Genomic DNA, 21,228 nt, shown 5'->3' on the forward strand with positions numbered 1-21,228 from the left:
CACCCCTTCAACTCACCCATCCCTGGTCTAGCCAGGGTAGTAGCTACAGAGACGCAGGCACCGGAGAGCATCTTCGCAGTGCTTGCCCGTCACCAGCCGCCATGGCCCCCCTTGCCCGCTGTTCCAGGTTGGTCCGTCCGTAGCAGGCGAGGTGCTCACCCCGCTCAATCACCACCCTCCTGCACATCACAATTTCCAAGAAATCTGCGTTTCTTCCCGAGACCCTCAAATTGCCTGCTACAATTGAAGCTTCGGCGCTGCGGAGAGGTGGCAGAGTGGTCGAATGTACCTGACTCGAAATCAGGCGTACGTGCAAACGTACCGAGGGTTCGAATCCCTCCCTCTCCGCCATAGGCATCGAAAATTAGCGGCTGTAGCTCAGCTGGATAGAGTACTTGGCTACGAACCAAGGGGTCGTGGGTTCGATTCCTGCCAGCCGCACCAAAACGTCAAGCCTCAGAGTAGCAATGCTCTGAGGCTTTTTCGTTGAGATATTCGCGTTGCCTGAATGCCGTTGCGGCCCATGGCTGGCCGAGTTCGCCGTCGTCTGGCGCGGGCAGGGCAGGGGCCGGCGCTTTGCATTCCATCAGCTCCCGTGATGCAGGGGCGTTCCTCACCGACCTTTGTCCAGGTCACCAGTGCTTTGAACGTTCAACTCACAACACCAGGGCATGGGTATCGCTTCTGTCCCACACGCATATAGGCACAGGAGCGCCAATAATCAACAAGGCCTCTCCAGCGCTGCGGGCGCCGAGTGTATCTCCTTCATATTCTTCATAAATGATTGCATATCTGTACGTCGAGGATGACGAGGACATCCGCGAGGGCTTTATGGCGGTGATGGACGCACCGCATCGCCAGATTGTTGGCGCCGAGAGCGCAGAAGCGGCGCTGGACCTCGGCAACCAAGGGCGCTTTGATGTCTTGGTGACGGATGTAAGTTTGCCGGGCATGTCCGGTACGGATCTGGCAAGGCAGTGGCTCGCTCAGGACCAACAGCGCCATGTGCTGCTGATATCAGGCTATGCGTTCAACCATGGCCTGGCCAGCATCGGTCCCAACGTGCGTGCGCTGCTCAAAAGCTGCGAGCCCGAAGAGCTGGAGGCGATGCTTGAGAGCATCGAGGCGCAGCTGCTGGCGCGCCCCTCCTGAAGGTCAAGCGTCTTTTCCGCGCGGGCTGATCAGGGTCTTGATCAAGTCCAGCAGTTTTTGCGGCTGCAGCGGTTTGGCCAGGTGGAAGTTAAATCCGGCAGCGAGAGCGGCTTGGCGGTCTGCCTCGCGTCCAAAGGCGGTGAGTGCGATGGCTGGCACTTGGCAAAAATAGGCGGGTGCTGCGCGCACCTGGCGCATCAGCGCATAGCCATCCTTGCCAGGCAGGCCAATGTCACTGACCAACAGGTCTGCGCCTAGCGAATGCAGCGACGCCATCGCGCTGTCCACATCCGCCGCTCTGGCTACCGTGGCGCCGCGCTCCTGGAGAATCAGCACCAGTAGATGGGCGACTTCTTCGTCGTCTTCCACCACCAAGATCCGGATTCCACGCAGCTCATCGTGGCCGGCATCCTGGCTCAGCCCTGCTTGCTCACCTTTGGACGCGTCTTCGGGTGCGCCACTGCCCAAAGGCAGGCGAACGGTGACCGTCGTGCCCTTACCCAAGCCTTCACTGGCCACGTCGATATCGCCGGCGTGCAGGTCAACCAGGTGTTTGACAATCGACATCCCCAAGCCCAGGCCACCGGAAGAGCGGCTGCCTGGGCTGGCTGCCTGGGTGAATTTTTCGAAAATGCGCTCCAGAAAGCTGGCCTCGATGCCCTTGCCATGGTCGCGCACCTGCATTATCAGATTGGTGCCCTCCACCGCCAGATGCACTTGCAGCAGGCCCGCGTCGTGTGAAAACTTCACCGCATTGCTCAGAATGTTCCAGAAGATCTGTTGGAACCGCGCGGGATCGACCAGCGCTTTGCGGCCCTGCGTCTGCAACTGCACCTCCAGCACCAGGTGCTTGGCGTCGATAGCCGACTTGAGTGAATCCAGCGAGGAGGTGATCAGCGTAGCCGGGTCCACCCATTCGCGCTCCAAGGTGAGCTTGCCGGAATTGATGCGTGAGACATCGAGGATGTCGCTGATGATGCGCGCTTGCGTGCTGGCATTGCGTTTGATCGCGTCCAGGTTCTTGGCAAACTCGGGCGGCGGGGATTTGCGCAGCACTTGGTGCACGTTCATCATGATGGCGCTCAGGGGATTGCGCAGCTCATGGGAGAGCACCGCGACAAAGTCGTCCTTGGAGCGGCTGTAGCGCTCTGCGGTTGCGCGTGCGGCCTGCTCCCGCTCCAGCAGCTGTTTGCGTTCGAGCTCCAGCTGGATGCGGTTGGAGACGTTGGCCACTGCGGCCACGCGCAGCTCGCCCTTGACGCTGGCGGCCATGCTCCATTCCACATGCAGCAGCTGGCCATGGGCGTCCAGCAAGGCCACTTCTTCGCGCCAGACAGCATCCTTGCTGTGCGGCGAGCACAGGGACCCGATGCGCTCTTCGTGGCCTGTTGCGGCGAATGCCGATACCGCCTGCCCCAGCACCTCGGAGGCGGGGCGGCCCAGCATTTCCAGCATGGCGGGGTTGGCATCCACAAAGCGGCCCTGGTCGTCGATCAGCGCAATACCGCTTTGGGCCTGCTCATAGATCGAGCGGAACTTCGCCTCGCTCTGGTGTACACGCACTTCTGCCAGACGCGCGCGCACCAGCGCCTGGATGGTCGCCACCAGCATCGCCGGCTCGGCTGGGTGCGTCAGGTAGGCATCGGCGCCCGCGTTGAGGCCCGCGACCTTGTCGGTGTCGGCTACAAACGCCGCCGACAAATGCACAATCGGCAGTGAGGTGGTCAGCGTGCGCTCGCGGATCATGCGGCACACCTCGAAGCCACCAATGTCGGGCAAATGCACATCCAGCACGACCGCGGAGATATCGCCCAGCGACAGGTCCAGGGCATCCTGCCCGGTGCCCGCTTCCACGGTTTTGAAGCCAGCGGCGCGCAGCGCACGGGCCGTGGCATAGCAGGTGGCAGGGTTGTCATCGACCACCAGGACCGTGTGCTGGGATCGGTCGATGCTGACATTGAGTCTGGCAGTGACGGAGGGCATGGTGTTTACCGGGATGAACGCTCAGCGGCCGCTGGGCTGGGGGCGGCCACCACACTGATCGGAATGGTGACGAAGAACGTGGAGCCTTTTTGCGGCTCACTCTCCATGGCCACGTCGCCTCCCAGAATCTCTGCCAGGCGCTTGCTGAGCGACAAGCCCAGACCGGTGCCCCGCAGACGTTTCTGGACGGGAGAGTCGATTTGCGAATAGTCCTGAAAGATGGCGTGGTGGAACTCTGGTGCAATGCCGATGCCCGTGTCGGCCACGGCAAACTGCACGGCCGTGTCCGAGATGCGCCTGGCGCTCACCCGGATCTCTCCGTGCTGGGTGAACTTCAAGGCATTGCTGATGAAGTTGCGCAGAATCTGCGCCAGCTTGCGGTCGTCGGAGAACAGCTTGGGCACGTTCTGCGGCTCTTCAAAGATCAGCATCACATCCGGGTTGGTGATCACCGGCTTGAACATGCCGCGCAGCGCCGAAAACAGATCCACCATCTCGAACCAGGCGGGCGATACATCAATGCGACCGGCCTCGACCTTGGCCAGGTCCAGCAGGTCGTTGACCATATCGGCAAACTCGGCCGAGGTGGTCTGGATGAAGCGGACCTGTTTTTGCTGCTCTTCCGTCAGGGGCCCGTCGACCTGGTCTTGCAAAATGCGTGCAATGCTCTGGATCGCCCCGATGGGGGTGCGGAACTCGTGGCTCATATAGGCCAGGAAGCGGCTTTTCAGCTCGGTCGCCTGGCGCAGATTGTCGGCCTGGGCATCGAGTTCGGCATACAGCGCCAGCACCCCCCGGTTGGTCTCATCGAGCTCGGCGCGCAACGCTTCCACCTCGGCCTGGGTGGCTGCCATCGCGTGTGCAAGCTCGCTCTCAGGCGCCGGCGCAGCGGAGGTGGCGCCATGCGGTGCGCTGTCTTGTCGGCTTATGTCATTCATTCGTGCCCTCTCAGTCTGCACGGCGCACGATCAGCACGGTCACATCGTCCCGGCCACGGCCATAGTCACGCAGCAGCACCGCCGCTGCCAAAGCCGGGTCACGCCCGAGCAAGGCGGTGATGGCATCCGGGGACCAGCGGGACTGCAAGCCATCGCTGTGACACACCACGATCGCGTGTTCGGGCCAGGCCATCGTCGTCACCTCCACCTGCCGCATCTGCACGCCCACAGTCCCGTTCTGTACCAGCACCGAGCGGTTGTAAATGCCGCTCATCACCCGAATGGCGACATTGCCCGCCCCAGCCGCCAACAAGCTGTTGGCAGCCGCATCCAGCTGCAGACAGCTGATCGCTGCGCCGCGCGTCATGCGCAGAACCTGGTGGGCTTGTTCCAGGCCAGCCTTCATCTCGGCAAAGGGTTGCCTGGCAAACAAATCAACGGCAGCCTCAGAGGCCTCTGCAGCGAGCACGCCGTGCCCCAGGCCATCAGCCACCAACAAGGCGGCACGCTGTCCATCCAGGGCTATCGCCCAGGCATCGCCGCAGACCACCTCGCCCGGCGCCGGCAGCGCCATCGCTGCCACCCGGAACGCGCGCGCGCTCGGGGGCTGGCTCGAAGGCGGCCGAAAGCGCGCCAGCACCACCGTGCCCTTGTCCATGTCTGAATGGATGTCAAAGTCCGTGGCCAGCCGCTGCACGGCGCCCAGGCCTGTGCCGGGCGTGCCTCCGGTCGAATAGCCGTCGCTCATCGCCAAAGGCAGGTTGCCGATGCCCGGCCCGCTGTCTACCGACACGATCTCCAGCTCCGGCTGCGCGCCCTTGTGCGTGGCAATCCATAACTGGCCCTGGCGTGCGTGCTTGCAAAGATTGCTGCCCAGCTCGTTGACCACAATCGCAGCCTGGCCCGCCAGAACCTCGTCAAAACCCAGATCCTGGCACAAGGCGGCTGCATGGCGTCTGGCTTCACCCACGCAGCTGGGGTCGTCGATCGGAAACGACCGGTGGCTGGTGCCTCTGATTATTTCCATCGGGTCACGCTCACACAGGTGCCAACACCGACGGCCGATTCCAACTCGAACTCATGCACCAGTCTTCTGCTGCCAGACAGGCCCAGGCCCATGCCGTTGCCCGAGGTCCAGCCGTCTTTGAGCGCCAGGTCCAGATCGGCAATGCCCGGGCCCTGGTCGCGGAAGCGCAGGCGCAGCCCTTGTTTGATGCCATCGGTCAGCAACTCCCATTCCATCTCGCCGCCGCCGCCATAGACCACGGTGTTGCGGGACAGCTCACTGGCTGCGGTGATCATCTTGGTCTGGTCCACCAGCGAGAACTTCAGCTGTACGGCCAATTTGCGCACCACTTGGCGGCTGGCGACGATGTCGGCTTCTACACGCAAAGGCACTGAGCCCTGTGTTTCATTCGACACGGTGGTCTCCATCGGAGGCCGCTTCCAGCAGCGCCATGCCCCGGCTGACGTTGAGCGCGGTTCTGACGCCGTCCAGCGACATGCCCAGCTCCACCAGTGTGATCGCGACGGCCGGCTTCATGCCGACGACCACGGTGGTGGCATCCAGGATCTGGCCAATGCCCGAGATGGCGGCCAGCATGCGCCCGACAAACGAATCCACGATCTCCAGCGCCGAGATATCGATCAGCACGCCATTGGCGCCCGTCTTGGAGATCTGTTCGGCCAGGTCATCCTGCAGCGCCATGGCGGTCTGGTCTTCCATGTCGATCTGGATGGTGACCAGCAGGGTCCGCCCCATGCGCAAAATAGGAATGCGATACATGGTCAAACGCCTATCTTGGTCTTGGCAACGGTATAGCCATTGCGCTTGAGCGCCAGCGACAAGGCGTCAGCCAAGGTGGCCTTGGTGGTGACCGATTGCAGATCAATGCCCAGGTGAACGATGGTTTGCGCGATTTGCGGACGGATGCCGCAGATGATGCAGTCGGCGCCCATCAGGCGAATGGCCGACACCGTTTTGAGCAGGTGCTGTGCCACCAGGGTGTCCACGGTGGGCACGCCGGTGATGTCGATGATGGCCAGCGACGATTCGGTCTCGACGATGCGCTCCAGCAGCGATTCCATCACCAGCTGGGTTCTGCTTGAATCGAGCGTGCCAATCATGGGCACCGCCAGCACGCCCTCCCAGAGCTTGATGACCGGCGTCGACAGCTCCAACAGGTCTGCCTGCTGGCGCGAGATCAACTGCTCGCGCGTGCGCTGGTAGGCATCCACGGTCCACTGCGCCATGCCATCGACATGGAGCGACACGCTGGAGATGGCATCGAGCAAGCCTTGTGAGTCGGCAGACAGTGCGCGCTGCAGGGCGTCGAACACCGGCTGCTTGAGCCCCAGCACAAAGGCACTGGTATTTCCTGCCGTGCTGCCTTGGGCAGCGCGAGAGGCAGACAGGCTCTCCAACACGTTCTTGAGTGCCTGCCAAGCACTGGAGCCCGAGTTTTGTGCGTCGTTGGATTGGAGGGCGGGCAAGAAGGCGGTGAAAATCTCGGTCGCCTCGGCTCGCACCTTGGCCGAGGCCTGGGGCCCGTTGGTTGCCAGGACCCAGTTGTCAAGAATGGAGGATTTCTCCCGCTCCAACAACCCAACCAAAAACTGCTGATTTGTACTCACGGAAACCCCCTAGCGTATGTGAAGTGCGTTTATATCTGTAACAATTATGAGGGACTGGGCCCGCCTGCAAAGCCTGCGCGGCGCACGCGGATGCATGTCGGCGCTTTGGCTTACAAGCGCTAGGGGTGCCCAATAGCGCGGGGCTCACAAGAAACATTCCGGGAAGTGCTTACAGCGCGCATATTCCCGGTGGACGGACACGGGCCAGCCACCGGTCATCGCGCGAAGGCCATCAGCGCAGCCCTGCGTGCGCGGCCTGCATGGCAAGCCCAAGTTCCGTTCGGCGGCGATTCCCGCCGGTGTAGCCGCTCTAGGAATGCCGCATTGCGCGATCAACGCCGTATGCGCGAATTCATTGTTCGGTGGCCGGACCCATGTCAGCGCTTGGATGGCCGAGTGGCCATCAACGCAGCCACAGCGCCGCGATCACCCCCAGGGCCAACACGATCAGCACCCCACCCGAGATGCGCTCCAACCACGGCAGCGCCCGCGCAAAGCGCCGCAGCACCGCCGGGTTGCCGATCAGCGCGGCAATCAGCAGATCCCAGAGCAGCACGATGCTGAACATCCAGCTGCCATACGCCAGCTTCCAGCCCACGCTGGCATGCGGGCCCGTCAGCATGGCCGCCAGACTGGCGTAGAACAGCGCGTTCTTGGGGTTGAGGATGCCTGAGAGAAACCCCATGCAGGCAGCGCGGCGCCAGGTGGTGGCAGCTGAGGCCGCCCGGCCCGGGCTGGCCACGACGCCCAGCGCACTTTTGCCCGCATGGCGGATAAACAGCAGGCCCAGGTAGAGCAGATAGCCGCAGCCGGCCATCTGCAGCAGGGTGAACAGCCGGCTGCCCGGCTGGAGCACGGCGACACCGGCAAAGGCGGTGGCGATAAACACGCCATTGGCCAAGGCGATACCGAGGCAGGCGGCGCCAGCGCTGCGGCAACCGCTGGCCAGCGAGGTGCGGGCGATCAAAAAGAAATCAGGACCGGGGGAGAGCAGCGCCAGAAAATGGACGGCGGCGATCAGGAAAAACTGTTGCATGCAAAGGGGCCAGGCGGGTGATGGCCTTGCATGGTGGCGGCTGCCGACTGCCTTGTATTGAACGAAATTGCAGCGGTTGCTATGGGCTACGACTAATGAGCCTTACGAAAGCAGCCCGGCGTGACGCCCGTATGCGCCTTGAACACCCGCTGAAAATGCGCCTGGTCGGCAAAGCCCAGTTGCTGCGCCACCGCGGCGATACCGTCCGGCCCGCGCAGCTGCTGCTTGGCCAGATTGATGCGGTGGTTGAGCTGCCAGGCATGGGGCGCCATGCCTGTTACTTTGCGAAAGGCGCGGATGGTCTGGTAGCGGCCCATGCCTGCCAGATCGGCCAGCTGGTCCAGCGGGATGCTGGCGCAGGGACTGGTACGCAGGCAGTCTAGCGCCGGGCGGATCTGCCGCGCCAATTGCGTTGGCACCGCTGGGGCGCAGATGTGCAGGCCTTGCTGGCTGTCGAGGTCGCCGATGAACGCGATCAAGCTGGCCTCCTTGTCGGCCGCTTCTGCCTGTGAAAACAGCAGGGCATTGAGCTGGCAAAAGCGCGCGTAGCGGGCCGGGTCATTGACGATGCGCACTGGCTCGTTGGCCATGCTGGCCGGGTCGATGTATTCCTCGCGCAGCGCCTGCAGCCAGCTGGCATCGAGGTGCAGCATCTGGTAGCTCCAGGCGGCATCGGGCGCAGGGTTGCAGGCATGCACGCGCTCGGCCGGCACAAAGACCAGCGCGCCAGGTGATAGCCGGACGGGGCCGGCCTCGGCCCCGGTAAAGACGCTGTGGCCGCCATCGACCGCGCCAATGGAAAAGCTCGGGTGGTGGTGCGGCTTGTAGCAGGCCCGGCTCTGGCTGGCGCGGCGGCTTTCCACAAAGGGCAGGGCCGGGTCGCGCCAGAACGCCTGGGGTGCATTGCTGACTGGCGTTGTGGAGGACATGCAAGGGCTTTGACAGGGTCAGGGGGCAGTCAGCCGGGATTCTCGCATGGCCGCGCCCAGCCCCACCGCAGCGCCTGCCGCCCCCGTGCGATGGAACGACTGACGTCGTCAGCAGCGATGTCGGGTCAGCGGCCTGTTGCCACTTCGCGACAGAAGACGGGGTTTGCCGAAAGCAAAGTGAAATTAGTAACGAGAATCGTTATCATTGCGAGTTAGCGCTTGCTCATCTTCTGCGGTGTGGACGGGTATTTCCGATCCAAGCCGATGGATCTGCAAGCGTTTTGTTTACTTTGCTTTCCTCGTTTATGACAACACAAACCTATATCAAAAGTCGCAAACATGGTGCTCCCGTTCCTGCCCCCAAGGCCGGTCTGGTGGCAGCGACTGCCATCGCGGTACTGGGCATGCCGGCTTTGGCGCAGAACGCACCCGCACCGACCGTGACGCTGAAAGAAGTGACCGTGGAGGCACCGCGGGAGACCGGCTATGAGCCCAGCCAGCTGTCCTCGCCCAAGTTCACCCAGCCGCTGGTGAACACCACGCAGACGATCTCGGTGGTCAAGGAACAGGTCATGAAGGAGCAGGGCGCCACCACCCTGACCGAAGCGCTGCGCAATGTGCCGGGTGTTGGCACTTTCTACGCGGGCGAGAACGGCAACACCAGCACGGGTGATGCCATCTACATGCGCGGCTTTGACACCTCGAGCAGCATCTATGTGGACGGTGTGCGCGACGTCGGCGCGCTGTCGCGCGATGTGTTCAACACCGACCAGGTCGAAGTGACCAAGGGCCCCGCCGGCACCGATTACGGCCGCAGCGCGCCCACTGGCGCGATCAATATGGTCACCAAACAGCCCAACATGACCGACAGCTTTGGCGGCTCGCTGGGCTTTGGCAGCGGCAGCTACAAGCGCAGCACCATCGATCTGAACCGCAGCCTGAGCCACGAGAATGGCACGGCATTCCGCCTCAATGCGATGGTGCAGGATGCCGGGGTCGCCGGCCGCGACCAGGTCAAGAACGACCGCTGGGGCCTGGCGCCATCGTTCGCCTTTGGTCTGAACACCGATACGCGCGTCTTCCTGAACCTGCTGCACGTCAAGCAAAGCAATGTGCCCGACGGCGGTGTACTGACCATGGGCCTGCCCGGCTACAGTGCGCCCGACCGCAGCAACTATCCCGGCTATCGCAGCTTCCTGAACAGCGCATCGCGCGTGGATTCGAGCAATTTCTACGGCACGGCCTCGGACCACGACGATGTGACCGCCGACATGGTCACCTTGCGCCTGGAGCATGACATTGCACCGGGCAGCACCTTGCGCAACACCACGCGCTGGGGGCAGACCAAGCAGGATTACCTGCTGTCGGCCTTCATGGCGACCGGCTATTCGCAGAACGCCACCACCGGCGCCTGGACGCCGGGCTCCTTGCTGACGCCCAATCCTGCGGATCCCTCCACCTGGACGATGTCGCGCAACATCAATACCAAGGACCAGGTCAACCGCATCCTGACCAACCAGACCAACCTGACCACGGCTTTTGCGACCGGCTCGGTCAAGCACAGCCTGAGCACCGGCCTGGAGCTGACGCGCGAGGAGCAAACCAATTACGGCCTGGCGACGACGGGCGTGGTGCCCACCGTCAGCATCTACCACCCGGATTCCAGCGTGTCGCTGCCGTCCTATACGCGCAACGGTGCGGACAGCAAGGGCACGACCGACACCGTCGCGCTGTATGCCTTTGACACCTTGCAGTTCAATGACCAGTGGCAAGCCAACATGGGCCTGCGCTGGGACCACTACAAGACCAAGTACAACGCAATGGCCGTGTGCACGGCGACCTCCACCACCCAGCCTTGCGGCGCGAACCCGGCTGGCACCGTGGTGCCCACCACGTCGGATGGCCTGCAGGCTTCGGGCAATCTGCTGAGCTGGAAGGCCGGCCTGCTGTACAAGCCCGCACCCAATGGCAGCGTGTATGTGAACTATGCGCTGTCCCAGCAACCACCGGGCGGCAGCAACTTCACGCTGTCTGCGGTGGGCAACAATGCCGGCAATCCCAACCTGGCCCCACAAAAGGCCAAGACGGCGGAAGTGGGCACCAAGTGGGAGCTGCTTGACAAGCGGGTGCTGCTGACCGGCGCACTGTTCCGTACCGAGATCACCAACGAGATCGTGACCGACTCGGACGGCTCGGTGAACCAGACCGGCAAGAAGACGGTACAAGGCCTGGAGCTGGGCGCCACCGGCCAGATCACCCCCGCCTGGGGCGTGACTGCGGGCTACACCATCCAGAACACCAAGGTGGCCACGGGCGCCAACGTGGCGCAGGACGGTTCCAGCGGCCTGACCTACACGCCCAAGAATGCGCTGTCGCTGTGGAGCAGCTACCAGTTCTCCTCGGGCCTGACCATCGGCGGTGGTGCACGCTATTCCAGCGGCCTCAAGCGCGGCACCGATGGCGCCGTGGGCACGCCCAACTTCACCGAGTCCTACTGGGTGTTTGACGCACTTGCCAGCTACCGCATCAACAAGAACGTGGACATCCAGCTGAACGTCTACAACCTGTTTGACAAGCGCTATGTGGCAGCCATCAACAAGAGCGGCTACCGCTACTTCCCCGGTATTCCACGCTCGGCGCGCGTGACGGCGAACTTTAGTTTCTAATTCGTCTTTTTGGGTACCAGCCCCGCGTCTGCCGGGGCTTTTTTTCATGGAGGAGCTCTAACCATGATGCTGCACATTCCCCATGTACTCACGCGCGACGAGGTGGCCGCCATGCGCGCTGCCATCGATGCGGCCGACTGGATAGACGGCCGAGCCACCGTTGGCAGCCAGGGCGCGCAGGTCAAGCGCAACCGGCAACTGCCCGAGACCTCACCGGTGGCGCTGGAGCAGGGGCGCATCATCGAACGCGCGATGGCGGCCAATACGCTGTTCTTTCAGGCCGCGTTGCCGGCGCGCACGATGGCGCCGCTGTTCAACCGCTATGCCGAAAGCGAAACCTATGGCCTGCATGTGGACGGCGCTGCGCGCCGGGAGGCCGGACAGGCGCAGTGGCTGCGCACCGATGTGTCCTCGACCTTGTTCCTGTCGGACCCCGAGGACTACGACGGCGGCGAGCTGGTGGTGGTCGATACCTACGGCACGCACGAAGTCAAGCTGCCTGCCGGCGACCTGATCCTCTACCCCTCATCCAGCCTGCACCGGGTCGAGCCGGTCACGCGAGGTGAGCGGGTCAGCTCGTTCTTCTGGACCCAGAGCCTCGTGCGCGATGATGCGCGGCGCACGATGCTGTTCGAACTGGACCAGAGCATCCAGCGGCTGCGCAACCAGCTGGGCGAGACGGAAGACACCGTCGCCCTGACGGGCCACTACCACAACCTGCTGCGCATGTGGGCAGAGACCTGAGCTCTGCCCATGTCTCCACTGGGTAAAGTATTTGAAAATGAGAGTCATTAGCATTTATTTTCCTTAAAATCCCTGCTTTTGCCCGGCGCAGGCATTCCCCTCTGCCGGGTCCGAAACCTGCCTCTCTCCGCATGAAAGCCAACGCGTCTTCCTCCTCGCAGCGGGCCTACTGGCTCAAGACCTTGCATGAATGGCACTGGGTCAGCTCCGCCATCTGCCTGGTGGGCATGCTGCTGTTTGCGGTGACGGGCTTTACGCTCAACCATGCCGGGCAGATAGAGGCCAAGCCGACCGTGGTATTGCGCGAGGGCAGCTTGCCCGCGCCGCTGCTGCAGGGCCTGCAGCAGGCTGCAACGCGCCACAAAGAGGGCGCAGACGCAGCCCAGGCGCTGCCCGCCGACGTGCAAGGCTGGCTGCGCGCCGAGCTGGGCGCCGACACCCGCCAGCGTGCGGTGGAGTGGAATGAGGATGAGGTCTATGTGGCCTTGCCCCGGCCAGGCGGTGATGCCTGGGTGCGCATTGCGCTGGGCGATGGGCAGGCCGAGCATGAATCCACCGACCGGGGCTGGATCTCCTACTTCAACGATTTGCACAAGGGCCGCCATGCCGGCCTGGCCTGGACCTGGTTCATCGACATTTTTGCGGGCGCCTGCCTGGTGTTCTGCATCACGGGTTTGTTCATCTTGCAGATGCATGCCGGCCGCCGCCCGATGACCTGGCCCATGGTGGGCCTGGGGCTGCTGGTCCCGGCGCTGCTGGCGCTGCTGTTGGTGCACTGACCCCACCCACACCGACTTTTTCTGAGGAGAGCACATGACAAGCACTGTTTCGCGTTTCACCGTGGCCTTGACGGCGGTGGCTGGGCTGCCGGCCGTTGCCGGTGGGCTGAATCTGGGGGTGGAGCTGCCACGCCTGGAGGTGGCCGAATACCACCGCCCCTATGTGGCCGTCTGGCTGGAGCGCGCCGATGGAACAGTGGCGGCCAACCTGTCGGTCTGGTACGAAGTGAAAAAGCGCGATGCCGAAGGCGCCAAATGGCTCAAGGACATGCGCCAGTGGTGGCGCCGCACAGGCCGCGAGCTGAGCGTGCCCATCGATGGCGTGACCCAGCCGACCAAGCCGGCAGGCAAGCATGCGCTGTCGTTCTCCGAAGGCAGCAACCCGCTGCCCAAGCTGGAGCCGGGCCAGTACAAGCTGCAGATCGAGGCCGCACGCGAAGTCGGTGGCCGCGAGCTGCTGAGCATTCCTTTTGAGTGGCCCGCCAAGCAGGCCACCAGCCTGTCGGCCCAGGGCAAGACGGAGCTGGGCGAGATCAAGCTCGAACTCAAGCCCTGATCCACCACACCTACATTTTTGAGGAGAGTCCCCATGTTTTCTGCCACCCGTATTGCCGCCGCGCTGGCGCTCGGCTGCGCCGCCATCGGCGCCCAGGCCCACAGCGTCTGGATGAAGCCTTCGAGCACCGTGCTGTCCAAGGCGGACTGGGTCACGGTCGATGCCGCCGTGTCCAATGACATGTTCTTCTTCAACCACCGCCCGCTGGGCCTGGACAAACTGGTGATCACGGCGCCCGATGGCAGCACGGTGGAGCCCAAGAATGCGCACAAGGGCGAGCTGCGCAGCGTGTTTGACCTCAAACCCGAGCAAGCGGGAACCTACCAGCTGGCCATCGTCAACAGCGGCGTCATGGGTTCCTACAAGGATTCGGCCGGCCAGATGAAGCGGCTGCGCGGCAGCGCCGACGAGATCGCCAAGCAGATCCCCGCCGATGCCAAGGAAGTGCGCGTCGCAGAAAGCATCAGCCGCATCGAGACCTTTGTGACCATGGGCAAGCCCAGCCCGCTGCGTTTGAGCGGCAAGGGCCTGGAGCTGGTGCCTGTGACCCACCCCAACGATCTGGTCACCGGTGAGGAAGCCACCTTTGCCTTCCACGTCGATGGCAAGCCGGCTGCCGATGTCGAAGTGGTGCTGGTGCCCGATGGCAAGCGCTATCGCGATGCCGTCAACGAGATCAAGCTCAAGACCGATGCCCAGGGCCAGGTCAAGGTCAAGTTCCCCACCGCTGGCATGTACTGGCTGGACGCCGACGTCAAGGACGACAAGACCTCGACCCCCATCGCCAAGGAACGCCGCCTGGCCTATGTCGCGACCTTGGAAGTGCTGCCTTAAGGCGCAGTGGCCGGTGACTGCACAACGGACATGCGCCAGGCTGAACGCGGAGCCGCTGTGAGCACGGCACCGCGCATCCACTATGGCGCCGGCATCTGGCAGATCCCCCAGGCCCAGGCCAGGGGGGAAGGCCAGCTGGCCCCGGCAAGCCCTGCGCTGGCCGGCCGCTCCTTTGCATCCCCCGCCTGGAGGGCGCCTGCGATGCACCATGCGCAGGATGCCAGCCTGCACCGCCTGCAGGGCGCGACGATGGGCACCACCTGGTCGCTGCGCCTGGCCAACCCCGACTACGCCCCGCTGGCGCCGGTACAGGCGCTTGTGCAGCAAACGCTGGAGGCCGTCATCGCGCAGATGAGCAACTGGGAGGCGGACTCCTGCCTCTCGCGCTTCAATGGCGCCGCTGCAGATACCTGGCACGCGCTGCCCCTCGAGTTGGCACAGGTGCTGGATGCGGCCCTTTACTGGGCCCGCGCCTGCGATGGCGCCTATGACCCGACCGTCGGCGCGCTGGTGTCGCTCTGGGGCTTTGGCCCGCGTGCAGACCCGCACGCGCCGCACAGCGGCCAGCCACCTGCGCAGGCCGCTATTGACCGCGCGCTGCAGGTCTGCGGCCACCAGCGCCTGCAGTGGCAGCCGCAGCTGCGGCGATTGCTGCAGCCCGGTGGCCTGCAGCTGGACCTGAGCGGCATCGCCAAGGGCTATGCCGTCGACTGGGTCGCCGAGCGCTTGCGCGCCGCGGGCTGGCAGCATGCGCTGCTGGAGATTGGCGGAGAGATTCGGACCTGGGGGCACAAGCCCGGCGGACAGCCTTGGCGCGTGGCAGTGGCGGGTGTGGCCGGCGATGAGCCGCTGGCGGTGCCGCTGGTCGATGGCGCGCTGGCCAGCTCGGGCGACCACTGGCATGTGTTCATGCATGGGGGCCGGCGCTTTTCGCACAGCTTGGATCCGCGCACCGGCCAAGCGGTGGCCCATGCACTGACCAGCGTCACCGTCTACCACGACGAATGCATGCATGCCGATGCGCTGGCCACCGTGCTCACGGTGCTGGGGCCCGAGGACGGCTGGCAGTTTGCGCTGCAGCAGCAGCTGGCGGCCGTCTTTCACAGCCATCCCGATGCCGGGCAGCCGCAAGGCCTGCGCCGGATGACGCCGGCCTGGCAGCAGCGTTTTGCAGGCGGCATGCAGTGATGATCGATTGGATAGCAAGCCCTGCGCGGGTGGCAGGTGCCGCCGCCTTGGTGGCTGGATATACGCTCTTGTGCGCCGCTGTGGCCGGGCGCTTGTGGCGCCAGCGCCGGGCCGAGCGCCAGGAGCAGCTCGCGCTGCAAGCGGGTACGCAGCAGGGCGCGCCGGTGTTGGTGGCCTATGCCAGCCAGACCGGCCGGGCCGAGGCCCTGGCGCATGAGACCGCGCGCGTGCTGCATGCCGGCGGCTGCGCGGTGCAACTGCGGCCGGTGCAGGCGCTGCGCCTGGCCGACCTGCAGGCCTGCGCGCAGAGCCTGTGGCTGCTGTCCACCACCGGCGAGGGCGATGCGCCCGACGACGCGCTGCCATTTGTGCGCCAGGTGCTGGAGCAGGCGCTGCCGCTGCCCGGGCACAACGCCCATGTGCTGGCGCTGGGCGACAGCGAATACGCCGCCTTCTGCGCCTTTGGCCTGCGCGTGCAGCAGTGGCTGCAGCAGCAAGGCGCCAAGGCCGATGTGCTGTGCATGGACAACGGGGATGAGGCCAGCTTGATGGCCTGGCAGGGCCAGACGGCCGAGTTGCTGCAGTTGCTGACCGGCCAGGCCGGCGATGGCTGGAGCCAGCCGGAAGCCGCCCAGCCCTGGGTGCTGCGCCGCCGCCAGTTGCTCAACCCCGGCAGCCAGGGCGGCCCGGTGTACCTGCTCGACTGGCAGCCGCAGTCGGGCTCGTTGCCGCTTTGGGAATCCGGCGACCTGGTATCGCTGGCGGTGCCGGCCGATCCGCAGCGCAGCCGCGATTACTCCATCGCCTCGGTGCCCGAAGATGGCTGCCTGCAATTGCTGGTGCGCCAAAGCAGGCGTGCCGATGGCACACCGGGCCTGGCATCGGGCTGGTTGTGCGAGGGCATGGCCGTGGGTGATGTGCTGCCGATGCGGCTGCGTGCGCACAGTGGATTCAGGTTGGGTGACAACGCCGAGCGCCCTTTGCTGCTGATCGGCAATGGCACCGGCTTGGCAGGGCTGTGCAGCCATATCCGCGCGCGCATGGTGCAAGGGCGCTCTGACCAGTGGCTGGTGTTTGGCGAGCGCCGTGCCGATGAGGATGCGCTGCTGGACGCACAACTGCAGCAGTGGCTGGCCGCTGGCCAGCTGGAGCGCCTGGACCGCGCCTGGTCCCGCGATGCCACCGACCCTTGCTATGTGCAGCAGTTGCTGGAGCGCCAAGCGCAGCGCCTGCGCGACTGGGTCGCGTGCGGCGCTGCGATCTATGTCTGCGGCAGCCAGCAGGGCATGGCGCAGGGCGTGGATGCGGTGCTGCGCCAGGTTCTGGGTGCCGCGGAGGTGGATGCGCTGGCGCTGGCCGGGCGCTACCGGCGTGATGTGTATTGAGAGCTCGTCTGGCTTGACAGCTTAGGCGGTGGCCAGGCTGCTGTCGGCCTTGCTCGCCAGCTCCGTTTTCTCAAACGCAATGGCTGCCCCATGCGCCAGCTTGGCAGCAGCCTGGTCCCAGCTGCCCGTGCCACCCTTGAGCGCAATCACGAACGGCCCTTCGCCCTTGCTCTGCAGTTGCGGCGCCGTCTGCGTCAGCTCCAGCACGCTGTTGCCCAGCGCAATCGTGGCGCTGCTGCCGCCGTCAGCCGCGTGGATGTGCGCGCCATCGCCCAGCAAGGCGCGGTAGCGCTCCAGGCTTTGCAGCAGGTCGCTGACGGCGACGGTCAGGCGCGCCACACCGGTGGCGCCGTTGGCATGCTGGCGCACTTCACCTTCGGGCACGCGCAGCTTGCGTGGTGTGATGTCGCCGCAGAGGAAGGGCAGGTCATGCGTGTGCGGGCGGCCGGTCTGCCATTGCAGCTTTTCGCCATCGGGGCGCAGGCGGCCGCCATCCAGCGGGCCTTGCAACTCCAGGCCGCGCGCCTTGGCCGCAGCAATCACCTCGGCGGTGCTGGTGGGCAGCAGCGCAAAGTCGATGATGCCTTCGCCATGCTGGTCCAGCAGCTGCCACCAGCGGTCTTGCGGCGCAGGGCTGCGCCAGGCGATCAGCTCGAAATAGGCGCCATCTTCAAACACCACCAGCGCATTGTGGGTCGGGCGGCCGGGGTGCTCGCCGCCGCGCACAACGGTAAAGCCGAGGGCCGCGTAGTCGTCAATGGTTTTGTCGAGGTCGTGGACCGCGATCACGATGTGGTCAAGTGTCAGTGCCATGGGATAGATCCGATAAAGGGGAGGGAAGGGTTCAAGCCGCTTGCTTCTGCGTCTGGGCCAGCGAATCGCTGTGCTCAACGCGAGCGCGGATGGTCTGCGGCTGGCGCAGCAGGTTCAGGATCGGGCAGGTCCGCTCGACGGCGGCAAACAGCGCATCGATGTCGGCGCGCGGTGCGGGCGAGTCGATATGCACGGTGTAGGCAATGTCATGGGGCCAGACCGGCGTGGCCTCGTGGCCGGGCTTGCCGGCGCCCGGGTCGATGACACCGCTCACCTCCACCTCCAGGCTGGTCAGCGGTACCTGCTGCGCCGATGCCTGGATCAGAAAGATATGGGTGACGCAGCTGCCCAGCACACCCAGCTGCAGCTCGGGCGAGCTGGGGCCCAGGTTGTAGCCGGCAAAGCTCGGCGGGCTGTCGCTGATGACCTGGTGCTCGCGGATACGGATGCGGCGCACGCCGCTGCGCCCTTCGGCGCTCACGCTGGCGCGCAGGGCCGTGGCCTGGGCCGTGCCGGCATCGATCTGGGCATCGCGGGCCAACACGGCGCCGCGCTTTTCAGCCAGGTAGTCATTCAAGGTAGCAGGGCTTGCACTCATGGAGTCTCTTGGAAATGTGCTGCATCGGCGGGAGGTGATGCATGCCGAAGACCATTGTTGGTGTGGAGAGTCTGCGCGTGAACTGCGCAGATCGCATGTGCATATGCGGCTGCCGCGCATGTGCTTATGCGCAAACCCTCTATGCGGCAGCAGGCCTGGCGGCCGCGCGCTTCCTTGGTTTGCGCATATCGATGCTCCGAAAAATACCTTCTCGCCACGCGCCAAATGTCTAGCATGACAAACCCAGATGGCGGCATTTTCAACAAAGGTGCTGCTGGCCGGTGGCCGCGGTTGGCGCGCCGGTGCAGGCAAGGTTGCCCGATGGTTAGCGAGGGTGGTGTGTGGTGGTGAAAGCAAATAAATTCAAAAAATTGGCGCTATGGAGTGCGGCGCTGCTGGCGCTGAGCGGGCTGCTGTCGGCCTGCTCCAAGAACGAGGGCGTGGCCGAGGCCAAGACCGATACCGGCCCTGCCAGCGGTGGCGCGCTGGTGTACCTGGAGCAGCAGGCGCATACCAACCTCTACCCGCCAGCCGGTGGCTTCTATCCCAATGGCGGCGTGCTCAACCAGATAACAGACAAGCTCACCTACCAAGACCCCAAGACGCTGGAGATCCAGCCCTGGATTGCCAAGAGCTGGACCATCAACGACACGGCCACCGAGTTCACGTTCGAGCTGCGCCCGGGCGTGACTTTCTCCGACGGCACGCCGCTGGATGCAGCAGCGGTGGCCAAGAACTTTGACACCTATGGGCGCGGCAACAAGGCGCTCAAGCTGCCGGTGTCCGAAGTCATCAACAACTACGAACGCAGCGAGGTGCTGGGCCCGCTGACGGTGAAGTTCTACTTCAGCAAGCCCTCGCCGGGCTTCCTGCAGGGCACCTCGGTGATCGGCTCGGGCCTGGTGGCACTGCAGACGCTGGAGCGCCCGTTTGACGAACTGGGTGACGCGACCAAGATCATTGGCTCGGGCCCCTTTGTGGTGGCGAGCGAAACGCTGGGCAAGGAGCTGCTGCTGTCGGCCCGCAAGGACTACAACTGGGGCCCTGCGCAGCTGGCGCACCAGGGCCGCGCGTGGCTCGATGAAGTGCGCTTTATCGTGACACCGGAGGACAGCGTGCGCATTGGCGCGCTGCTGTCGGGCCAGGCCGGTGTGATCCGCCAGGTGCAGGCCTATGACGAAAAACGCGTCGAGGAGCAGAAGTTCGTCATCTACGCGCCGTCCACACGTGGCGTGAACAACAGCATTGTTTTCCGCCCCGACAACGCGCTGGTCGCCGATCTGAAGGTGCGCCAGGCGCTGCTGCATGCCACCAATACCCAGGAGGTCGTGCAGACCCTGTTCTCGCACAACTACCCGCAGGCCACCTCGGTGATCGCAGCCAGCGCGCAGGGCTATGTCAACCTGGCGGGCAAGCTGGCCTATGACCCGCAAAAGGCCCAGCAGCTGCTGGACAGCGCGGGCTGGACGCCCGGGCCCGATGGCATCCGCCAAAAGGACGGCCGCGCGCTGGTGCTGGCTGCCTACGATTCGCTGCCCCAGCCGCAGAACAAGGAAACCCTGCAACTGGTGGCCCAGCAGTGGGGCAAGGTGGGGGTCAAACTGCAGGTGCTGAGTGGCGATGCCGGCGTGCGCGTTGTCGACAACCTGGACCCGGAAAAAACCCCGGTCGCGCCCGGCATGGTGGGCCGCGCCGATCCCGATGTGATCAAGAGCAACTACTACCCGACCAACCGCAACGTGCTGCTGCAGCAAGGCGGCGTGAGCCAGAAGGTCAAGGGCTTTGTCGATCCGCAGCTCAATGGCTTGCTGGAGGCGATTGCCGCGCAGACCGATACGCAAAAGCGCCTGGCGCTGACGGCCGAGGTGCAGAACTACCTGATCGACCAGGCCTATGTGATCCCCATTTTTGAAGAGCCGCAGGCCTTTGCCGCAGCCCCCTGGGTGCGCGAGGTGGGCTTTGAGGCGGTGGGGCGCCCGAGCTTTTACAGCACCTGGCTGGCCAAGCGCTAAGGCGCAGCCCCGCTGAGCGGCAAGGAGCATCCCGATGTCCTTCTATCCCTACCTGGCCCGGCGCAGTGCCCAGGCGCTCTTGGTGCTGTGGGCGGCGTTCACCGCGTCCTTCGTGCTGCTGCAGCTGCTGCCGGGCGATGCGCTGCTGATCAAGTTCTTGAGCCCCGAGCTGGGCCTGGGCCCGCAGGAGGTGGCCGACATCCGCGCCGCCTATGGCGCGGACCAGCCCGTGTGGCAGCAGTACTGGCACAGCCTGACGGGCTTTGTCAGCGGCAACTTTGGTTACTCGCTGCAGGCGGGCGTGCCGGTCAGCCAGGGGCTGGCCACCAGCCTGCCGCCCACCTTGCGGCTGGCGGGGCTGGGCTTTGCCTTGGCGCTGGTGCTGGCCCTGGTGCTGGCGCTGCTGGCCCAGTTGGCACCCTGGCGCTGGCTGCGCGGCGCGCTCTATGCGCTGCCTTCGGTGTTTGTCTCGGTGCCCGTGTTCTGGCTGGGCATTGTGCTGATCCAGCTGGTCTCGTTCCGCCTGGGCTGGATCCCCGTGATCAACCCCGGCAAATGGCAGGGCCTGGTGCTGCCGACCTTGACCTTGGCGATCCCCATTGCCGCGCCGCTGGCGCAGATCCTGCTGCGCAATGTGGACGAGGTGCTGACCCAGCCCTTTGTGGCCGTGGCCCGCGCCAAGGGCGCGCCGCGCCTGTGGGTGTTGCTGCGCCATGTGGCCGGCAACGCTGCACTGCCGATGCTGACGATGGCCGGCGTGCTGTTTGGCGAGCTGCTGGGCGGCGCCGTCGTGACCGAGGCCGTCTTTGGGCTCAATGGCCTGGGGAGCCTCACGCAGCAGGCTGTCGGCAACCAGGACAGCGCCGTGCTGCAGGCGGTCGTGGTCATCTCGGCCACCGCCTTTGTTTTGATCAATCTGGTGGTGGACTTGCTCTACCCGCTGTTCGATCCGCGTTTGCGCAACCGTTTGGGAGTTTGACC

At 64.7% G+C, this 21,228-nt stretch carries 20 protein-coding genes and 2 tRNA genes; 12 read left to right on the forward strand and 10 right to left on the reverse strand.

From position 1 onward, the window contains the following. Positions 1-261 precede the first annotated feature (261 nt). The 3 genes from ACPEE1_RS06790 (at position 262) to ACPEE1_RS06800 (ending at position 1,152) form a co-directional block, all read left to right on the forward strand. Positions 262-351: transfer RNA gene (locus tag ACPEE1_RS06790), tRNA-Ser, on the forward strand. A 16-nt stretch (positions 352-367) separates the two neighbouring features. Then, positions 368-444: transfer RNA gene (locus ACPEE1_RS06795), tRNA-Arg, on the forward strand. A 336-nt stretch (positions 445-780) separates the two neighbouring features. After that, positions 781-1,152 carry a response regulator gene (locus tag ACPEE1_RS06800; RefSeq protein WP_182343134.1) on the forward strand — a complete coding sequence of 124 codons (372 nt, stop codon included), beginning with the start codon at positions 781-783 and terminating at the stop codon, positions 1,150-1,152. A 3-nt stretch (positions 1,153-1,155) separates the two neighbouring features. Here the strand turns inward: ACPEE1_RS06800 and ACPEE1_RS06805 are convergent, their stop codons facing one another. The 8 genes from ACPEE1_RS06805 to ACPEE1_RS06840 form a co-directional block, all read right to left on the reverse strand. Continuing rightward, complete coding sequence (locus ACPEE1_RS06805) at positions 1,156-3,135, reverse strand: response regulator (RefSeq protein ID WP_182343132.1); 1,980 nt, start codon at positions 3,133-3,135, stop codon at positions 1,156-1,158. Between the two features lie 5 nt (positions 3,136-3,140). After that, on the reverse strand, positions 3,141-3,989 hold the full coding sequence (locus ACPEE1_RS06810) for a sensor histidine kinase (protein WP_232539699.1): 849 nt from the start codon (positions 3,987-3,989) through the stop codon (positions 3,141-3,143). 94 nt (positions 3,990-4,083) lie between these two features. Next, on the reverse strand, positions 4,084-5,100 hold the full coding sequence (locus ACPEE1_RS06815) for an ATP-binding protein (protein WP_182343128.1): 1,017 nt from the start codon (positions 5,098-5,100) through the stop codon (positions 4,084-4,086). Further along, entirely contained in the window at positions 5,091-5,495 is a 405-nt protein-coding gene (locus ACPEE1_RS06820; protein WP_198424337.1) for an anti-sigma regulatory factor, read from the reverse strand. The genes ACPEE1_RS06815 and ACPEE1_RS06820 overlap by 10 nt, the downstream gene beginning before the upstream one ends. Continuing rightward, complete coding sequence (locus tag ACPEE1_RS06825) at positions 5,485-5,859, reverse strand: STAS domain-containing protein (protein ID WP_116927135.1); 375 nt, start codon at positions 5,857-5,859, stop codon at positions 5,485-5,487. The genes ACPEE1_RS06820 and ACPEE1_RS06825 overlap by 11 nt, the downstream gene beginning before the upstream one ends. Before the next feature lie 2 nt (positions 5,860-5,861). Further along, positions 5,862-6,707, reverse strand: a complete 846-nt coding sequence (locus tag ACPEE1_RS06830; RefSeq protein ID WP_116927136.1) for an STAS domain-containing protein — start codon at positions 6,705-6,707, stop codon at positions 5,862-5,864. A 403-nt stretch (positions 6,708-7,110) separates the two neighbouring features. Next, positions 7,111-7,743, reverse strand: a complete 633-nt coding sequence (locus ACPEE1_RS06835) for a LysE family translocator (protein WP_116927137.1) — start codon at positions 7,741-7,743, stop codon at positions 7,111-7,113. A 92-nt stretch (positions 7,744-7,835) separates the two neighbouring features. Then, a complete protein-coding gene (locus ACPEE1_RS06840) occupies positions 7,836-8,672 on the reverse strand; it encodes an AraC family transcriptional regulator (RefSeq protein ID WP_423935652.1) in 837 nt (278 codons plus the stop codon). 305 nt (positions 8,673-8,977) lie between these two features. Between ACPEE1_RS06840 and ACPEE1_RS06845 the strand changes: the two genes are divergently transcribed. The 7 genes from ACPEE1_RS06845 (at position 8,978) to ACPEE1_RS06875 (ending at position 16,824) form a co-directional block, all read left to right on the forward strand. Then, positions 8,978-11,338 (forward strand): catecholate siderophore receptor Fiu, encoded by a 2,361-nt coding sequence (locus ACPEE1_RS06845; protein WP_116927139.1) that lies wholly within the window; start codon positions 8,978-8,980, stop codon positions 11,336-11,338. Positions 11,339-11,401: 63 nt separating this feature from the next. Beyond that, on the forward strand, positions 11,402-12,082 hold the full coding sequence (locus ACPEE1_RS06850) for a Fe2+-dependent dioxygenase (protein ID WP_182343118.1): 681 nt from the start codon (positions 11,402-11,404) through the stop codon (positions 12,080-12,082). A gap of 131 nt (positions 12,083-12,213) precedes the next feature. Then, positions 12,214-12,861 (forward strand): PepSY-associated TM helix domain-containing protein, encoded by a 648-nt coding sequence (locus ACPEE1_RS06855; RefSeq protein WP_116927141.1) that lies wholly within the window; start codon positions 12,214-12,216, stop codon positions 12,859-12,861. A 34-nt stretch (positions 12,862-12,895) separates the two neighbouring features. Continuing rightward, positions 12,896-13,417 carry a DUF2271 domain-containing protein gene (locus ACPEE1_RS06860; RefSeq protein WP_116927142.1) on the forward strand — a complete coding sequence of 174 codons (522 nt, stop codon included), beginning with the start codon at positions 12,896-12,898 and terminating at the stop codon, positions 13,415-13,417. A 33-nt stretch (positions 13,418-13,450) separates the two neighbouring features. Further along, entirely contained in the window at positions 13,451-14,251 is an 801-nt protein-coding gene (locus tag ACPEE1_RS06865; RefSeq protein WP_116927143.1) for a DUF4198 domain-containing protein, read from the forward strand. A gap of 201 nt (positions 14,252-14,452) precedes the next feature. Next, a complete protein-coding gene (locus tag ACPEE1_RS06870; RefSeq protein WP_423936403.1) occupies positions 14,453-15,439 on the forward strand; it encodes an FAD:protein FMN transferase in 987 nt (328 codons plus the stop codon). Beyond that, entirely contained in the window at positions 15,436-16,824 is a 1,389-nt protein-coding gene (locus ACPEE1_RS06875) for a sulfite reductase subunit alpha (protein ID WP_423935656.1), read from the forward strand. The genes ACPEE1_RS06870 and ACPEE1_RS06875 overlap by 4 nt, the downstream gene beginning before the upstream one ends. A gap of 21 nt (positions 16,825-16,845) precedes the next feature. Here the strand turns inward: ACPEE1_RS06875 and ACPEE1_RS06880 are convergent, their stop codons facing one another. Both ACPEE1_RS06880 and ACPEE1_RS06885 read right to left on the reverse strand, forming a co-directional pair. Continuing rightward, on the reverse strand, positions 16,846-17,637 hold the full coding sequence (locus tag ACPEE1_RS06880) for a VOC family protein (protein ID WP_423935658.1): 792 nt from the start codon (positions 17,635-17,637) through the stop codon (positions 16,846-16,848). Positions 17,638-17,668: 31 nt separating this feature from the next. Beyond that, entirely contained in the window at positions 17,669-18,235 is a 567-nt protein-coding gene (locus ACPEE1_RS06885; protein ID WP_423935660.1) for an OsmC family protein, read from the reverse strand. Positions 18,236-18,582: 347 nt separating this feature from the next. Here ACPEE1_RS06885 and ACPEE1_RS06890 point away from each other — a divergent pair, with 347 nt between their 5' ends. Both ACPEE1_RS06890 and ACPEE1_RS06895 read left to right on the forward strand, forming a co-directional pair. Further along, positions 18,583-20,247: a TIGR04028 family ABC transporter substrate-binding protein gene (locus ACPEE1_RS06890; protein WP_423935662.1), complete on the forward strand. Its 1,665-nt coding sequence runs from the start codon at positions 18,583-18,585 to the stop codon at positions 20,245-20,247. Positions 20,248-20,281: 34 nt separating this feature from the next. Next, positions 20,282-21,226, forward strand: coding sequence for an ABC transporter permease (locus tag ACPEE1_RS06895; protein ID WP_260720136.1), 945 nt, complete (start codon positions 20,282-20,284; stop codon positions 21,224-21,226). Positions 21,227-21,228 lie beyond the last annotated feature (2 nt).

The organism is Comamonas sp. 23, assembly GCF_049601575.1.
Classification (GTDB): domain Bacteria; phylum Pseudomonadota; class Gammaproteobacteria; order Burkholderiales; family Burkholderiaceae_C; genus Comamonas; species Comamonas squillarum.

Coding starts and splice junctions, on each gene's coding strand:
- ACPEE1_RS06800 (WP_182343134.1), top strand. CDS start 781: ATGATTGCATATCTGTACGTCGAGGATGACGAGGACATCCGCGAGGGC.
- ACPEE1_RS06805 (WP_182343132.1), bottom strand. CDS start 3,135: ATGCCCTCCGTCACTGCCAGACTCAATGTCAGCATCGACCGATCCCAG.
- ACPEE1_RS06810 (WP_232539699.1), bottom strand. CDS start 3,989: ATGGCAGCCACCCAGGCCGAGGTGGAAGCGTTGCGCGCCGAGCTCGAT.
- ACPEE1_RS06815 (WP_182343128.1), bottom strand. CDS start 5,100: ATGGAAATAATCAGAGGCACCAGCCACCGGTCGTTTCCGATCGACGAC.
- ACPEE1_RS06825 (WP_116927135.1), bottom strand. CDS start 5,859: ATGTATCGCATTCCTATTTTGCGCATGGGGCGGACCCTGCTGGTCACC.
- ACPEE1_RS06835 (WP_116927137.1), bottom strand. CDS start 7,743: ATGCAACAGTTTTTCCTGATCGCCGCCGTCCATTTTCTGGCGCTGCTC.
- ACPEE1_RS06840 (WP_423935652.1), bottom strand. CDS start 8,672: ATGTCCTCCACAACGCCAGTCAGCAATGCACCCCAGGCGTTCTGGCGC.
- ACPEE1_RS06845 (WP_116927139.1), top strand. CDS start 8,978: ATGACAACACAAACCTATATCAAAAGTCGCAAACATGGTGCTCCCGTT.
- ACPEE1_RS06850 (WP_182343118.1), top strand. CDS start 11,402: ATGATGCTGCACATTCCCCATGTACTCACGCGCGACGAGGTGGCCGCC.
- ACPEE1_RS06855 (WP_116927141.1), top strand. CDS start 12,214: ATGAAAGCCAACGCGTCTTCCTCCTCGCAGCGGGCCTACTGGCTCAAG.
- ACPEE1_RS06860 (WP_116927142.1), top strand. CDS start 12,896: ATGACAAGCACTGTTTCGCGTTTCACCGTGGCCTTGACGGCGGTGGCT.
- ACPEE1_RS06865 (WP_116927143.1), top strand. CDS start 13,451: ATGTTTTCTGCCACCCGTATTGCCGCCGCGCTGGCGCTCGGCTGCGCC.
- ACPEE1_RS06870 (WP_423936403.1), top strand. CDS start 14,453: ATGCACCATGCGCAGGATGCCAGCCTGCACCGCCTGCAGGGCGCGACG.
- ACPEE1_RS06880 (WP_423935658.1), bottom strand. CDS start 17,637: ATGGCACTGACACTTGACCACATCGTGATCGCGGTCCACGACCTCGAC.
- ACPEE1_RS06885 (WP_423935660.1), bottom strand. CDS start 18,235: ATGAGTGCAAGCCCTGCTACCTTGAATGACTACCTGGCTGAAAAGCGC.
- ACPEE1_RS06895 (WP_260720136.1), top strand. CDS start 20,282: ATGTCCTTCTATCCCTACCTGGCCCGGCGCAGTGCCCAGGCGCTCTTG.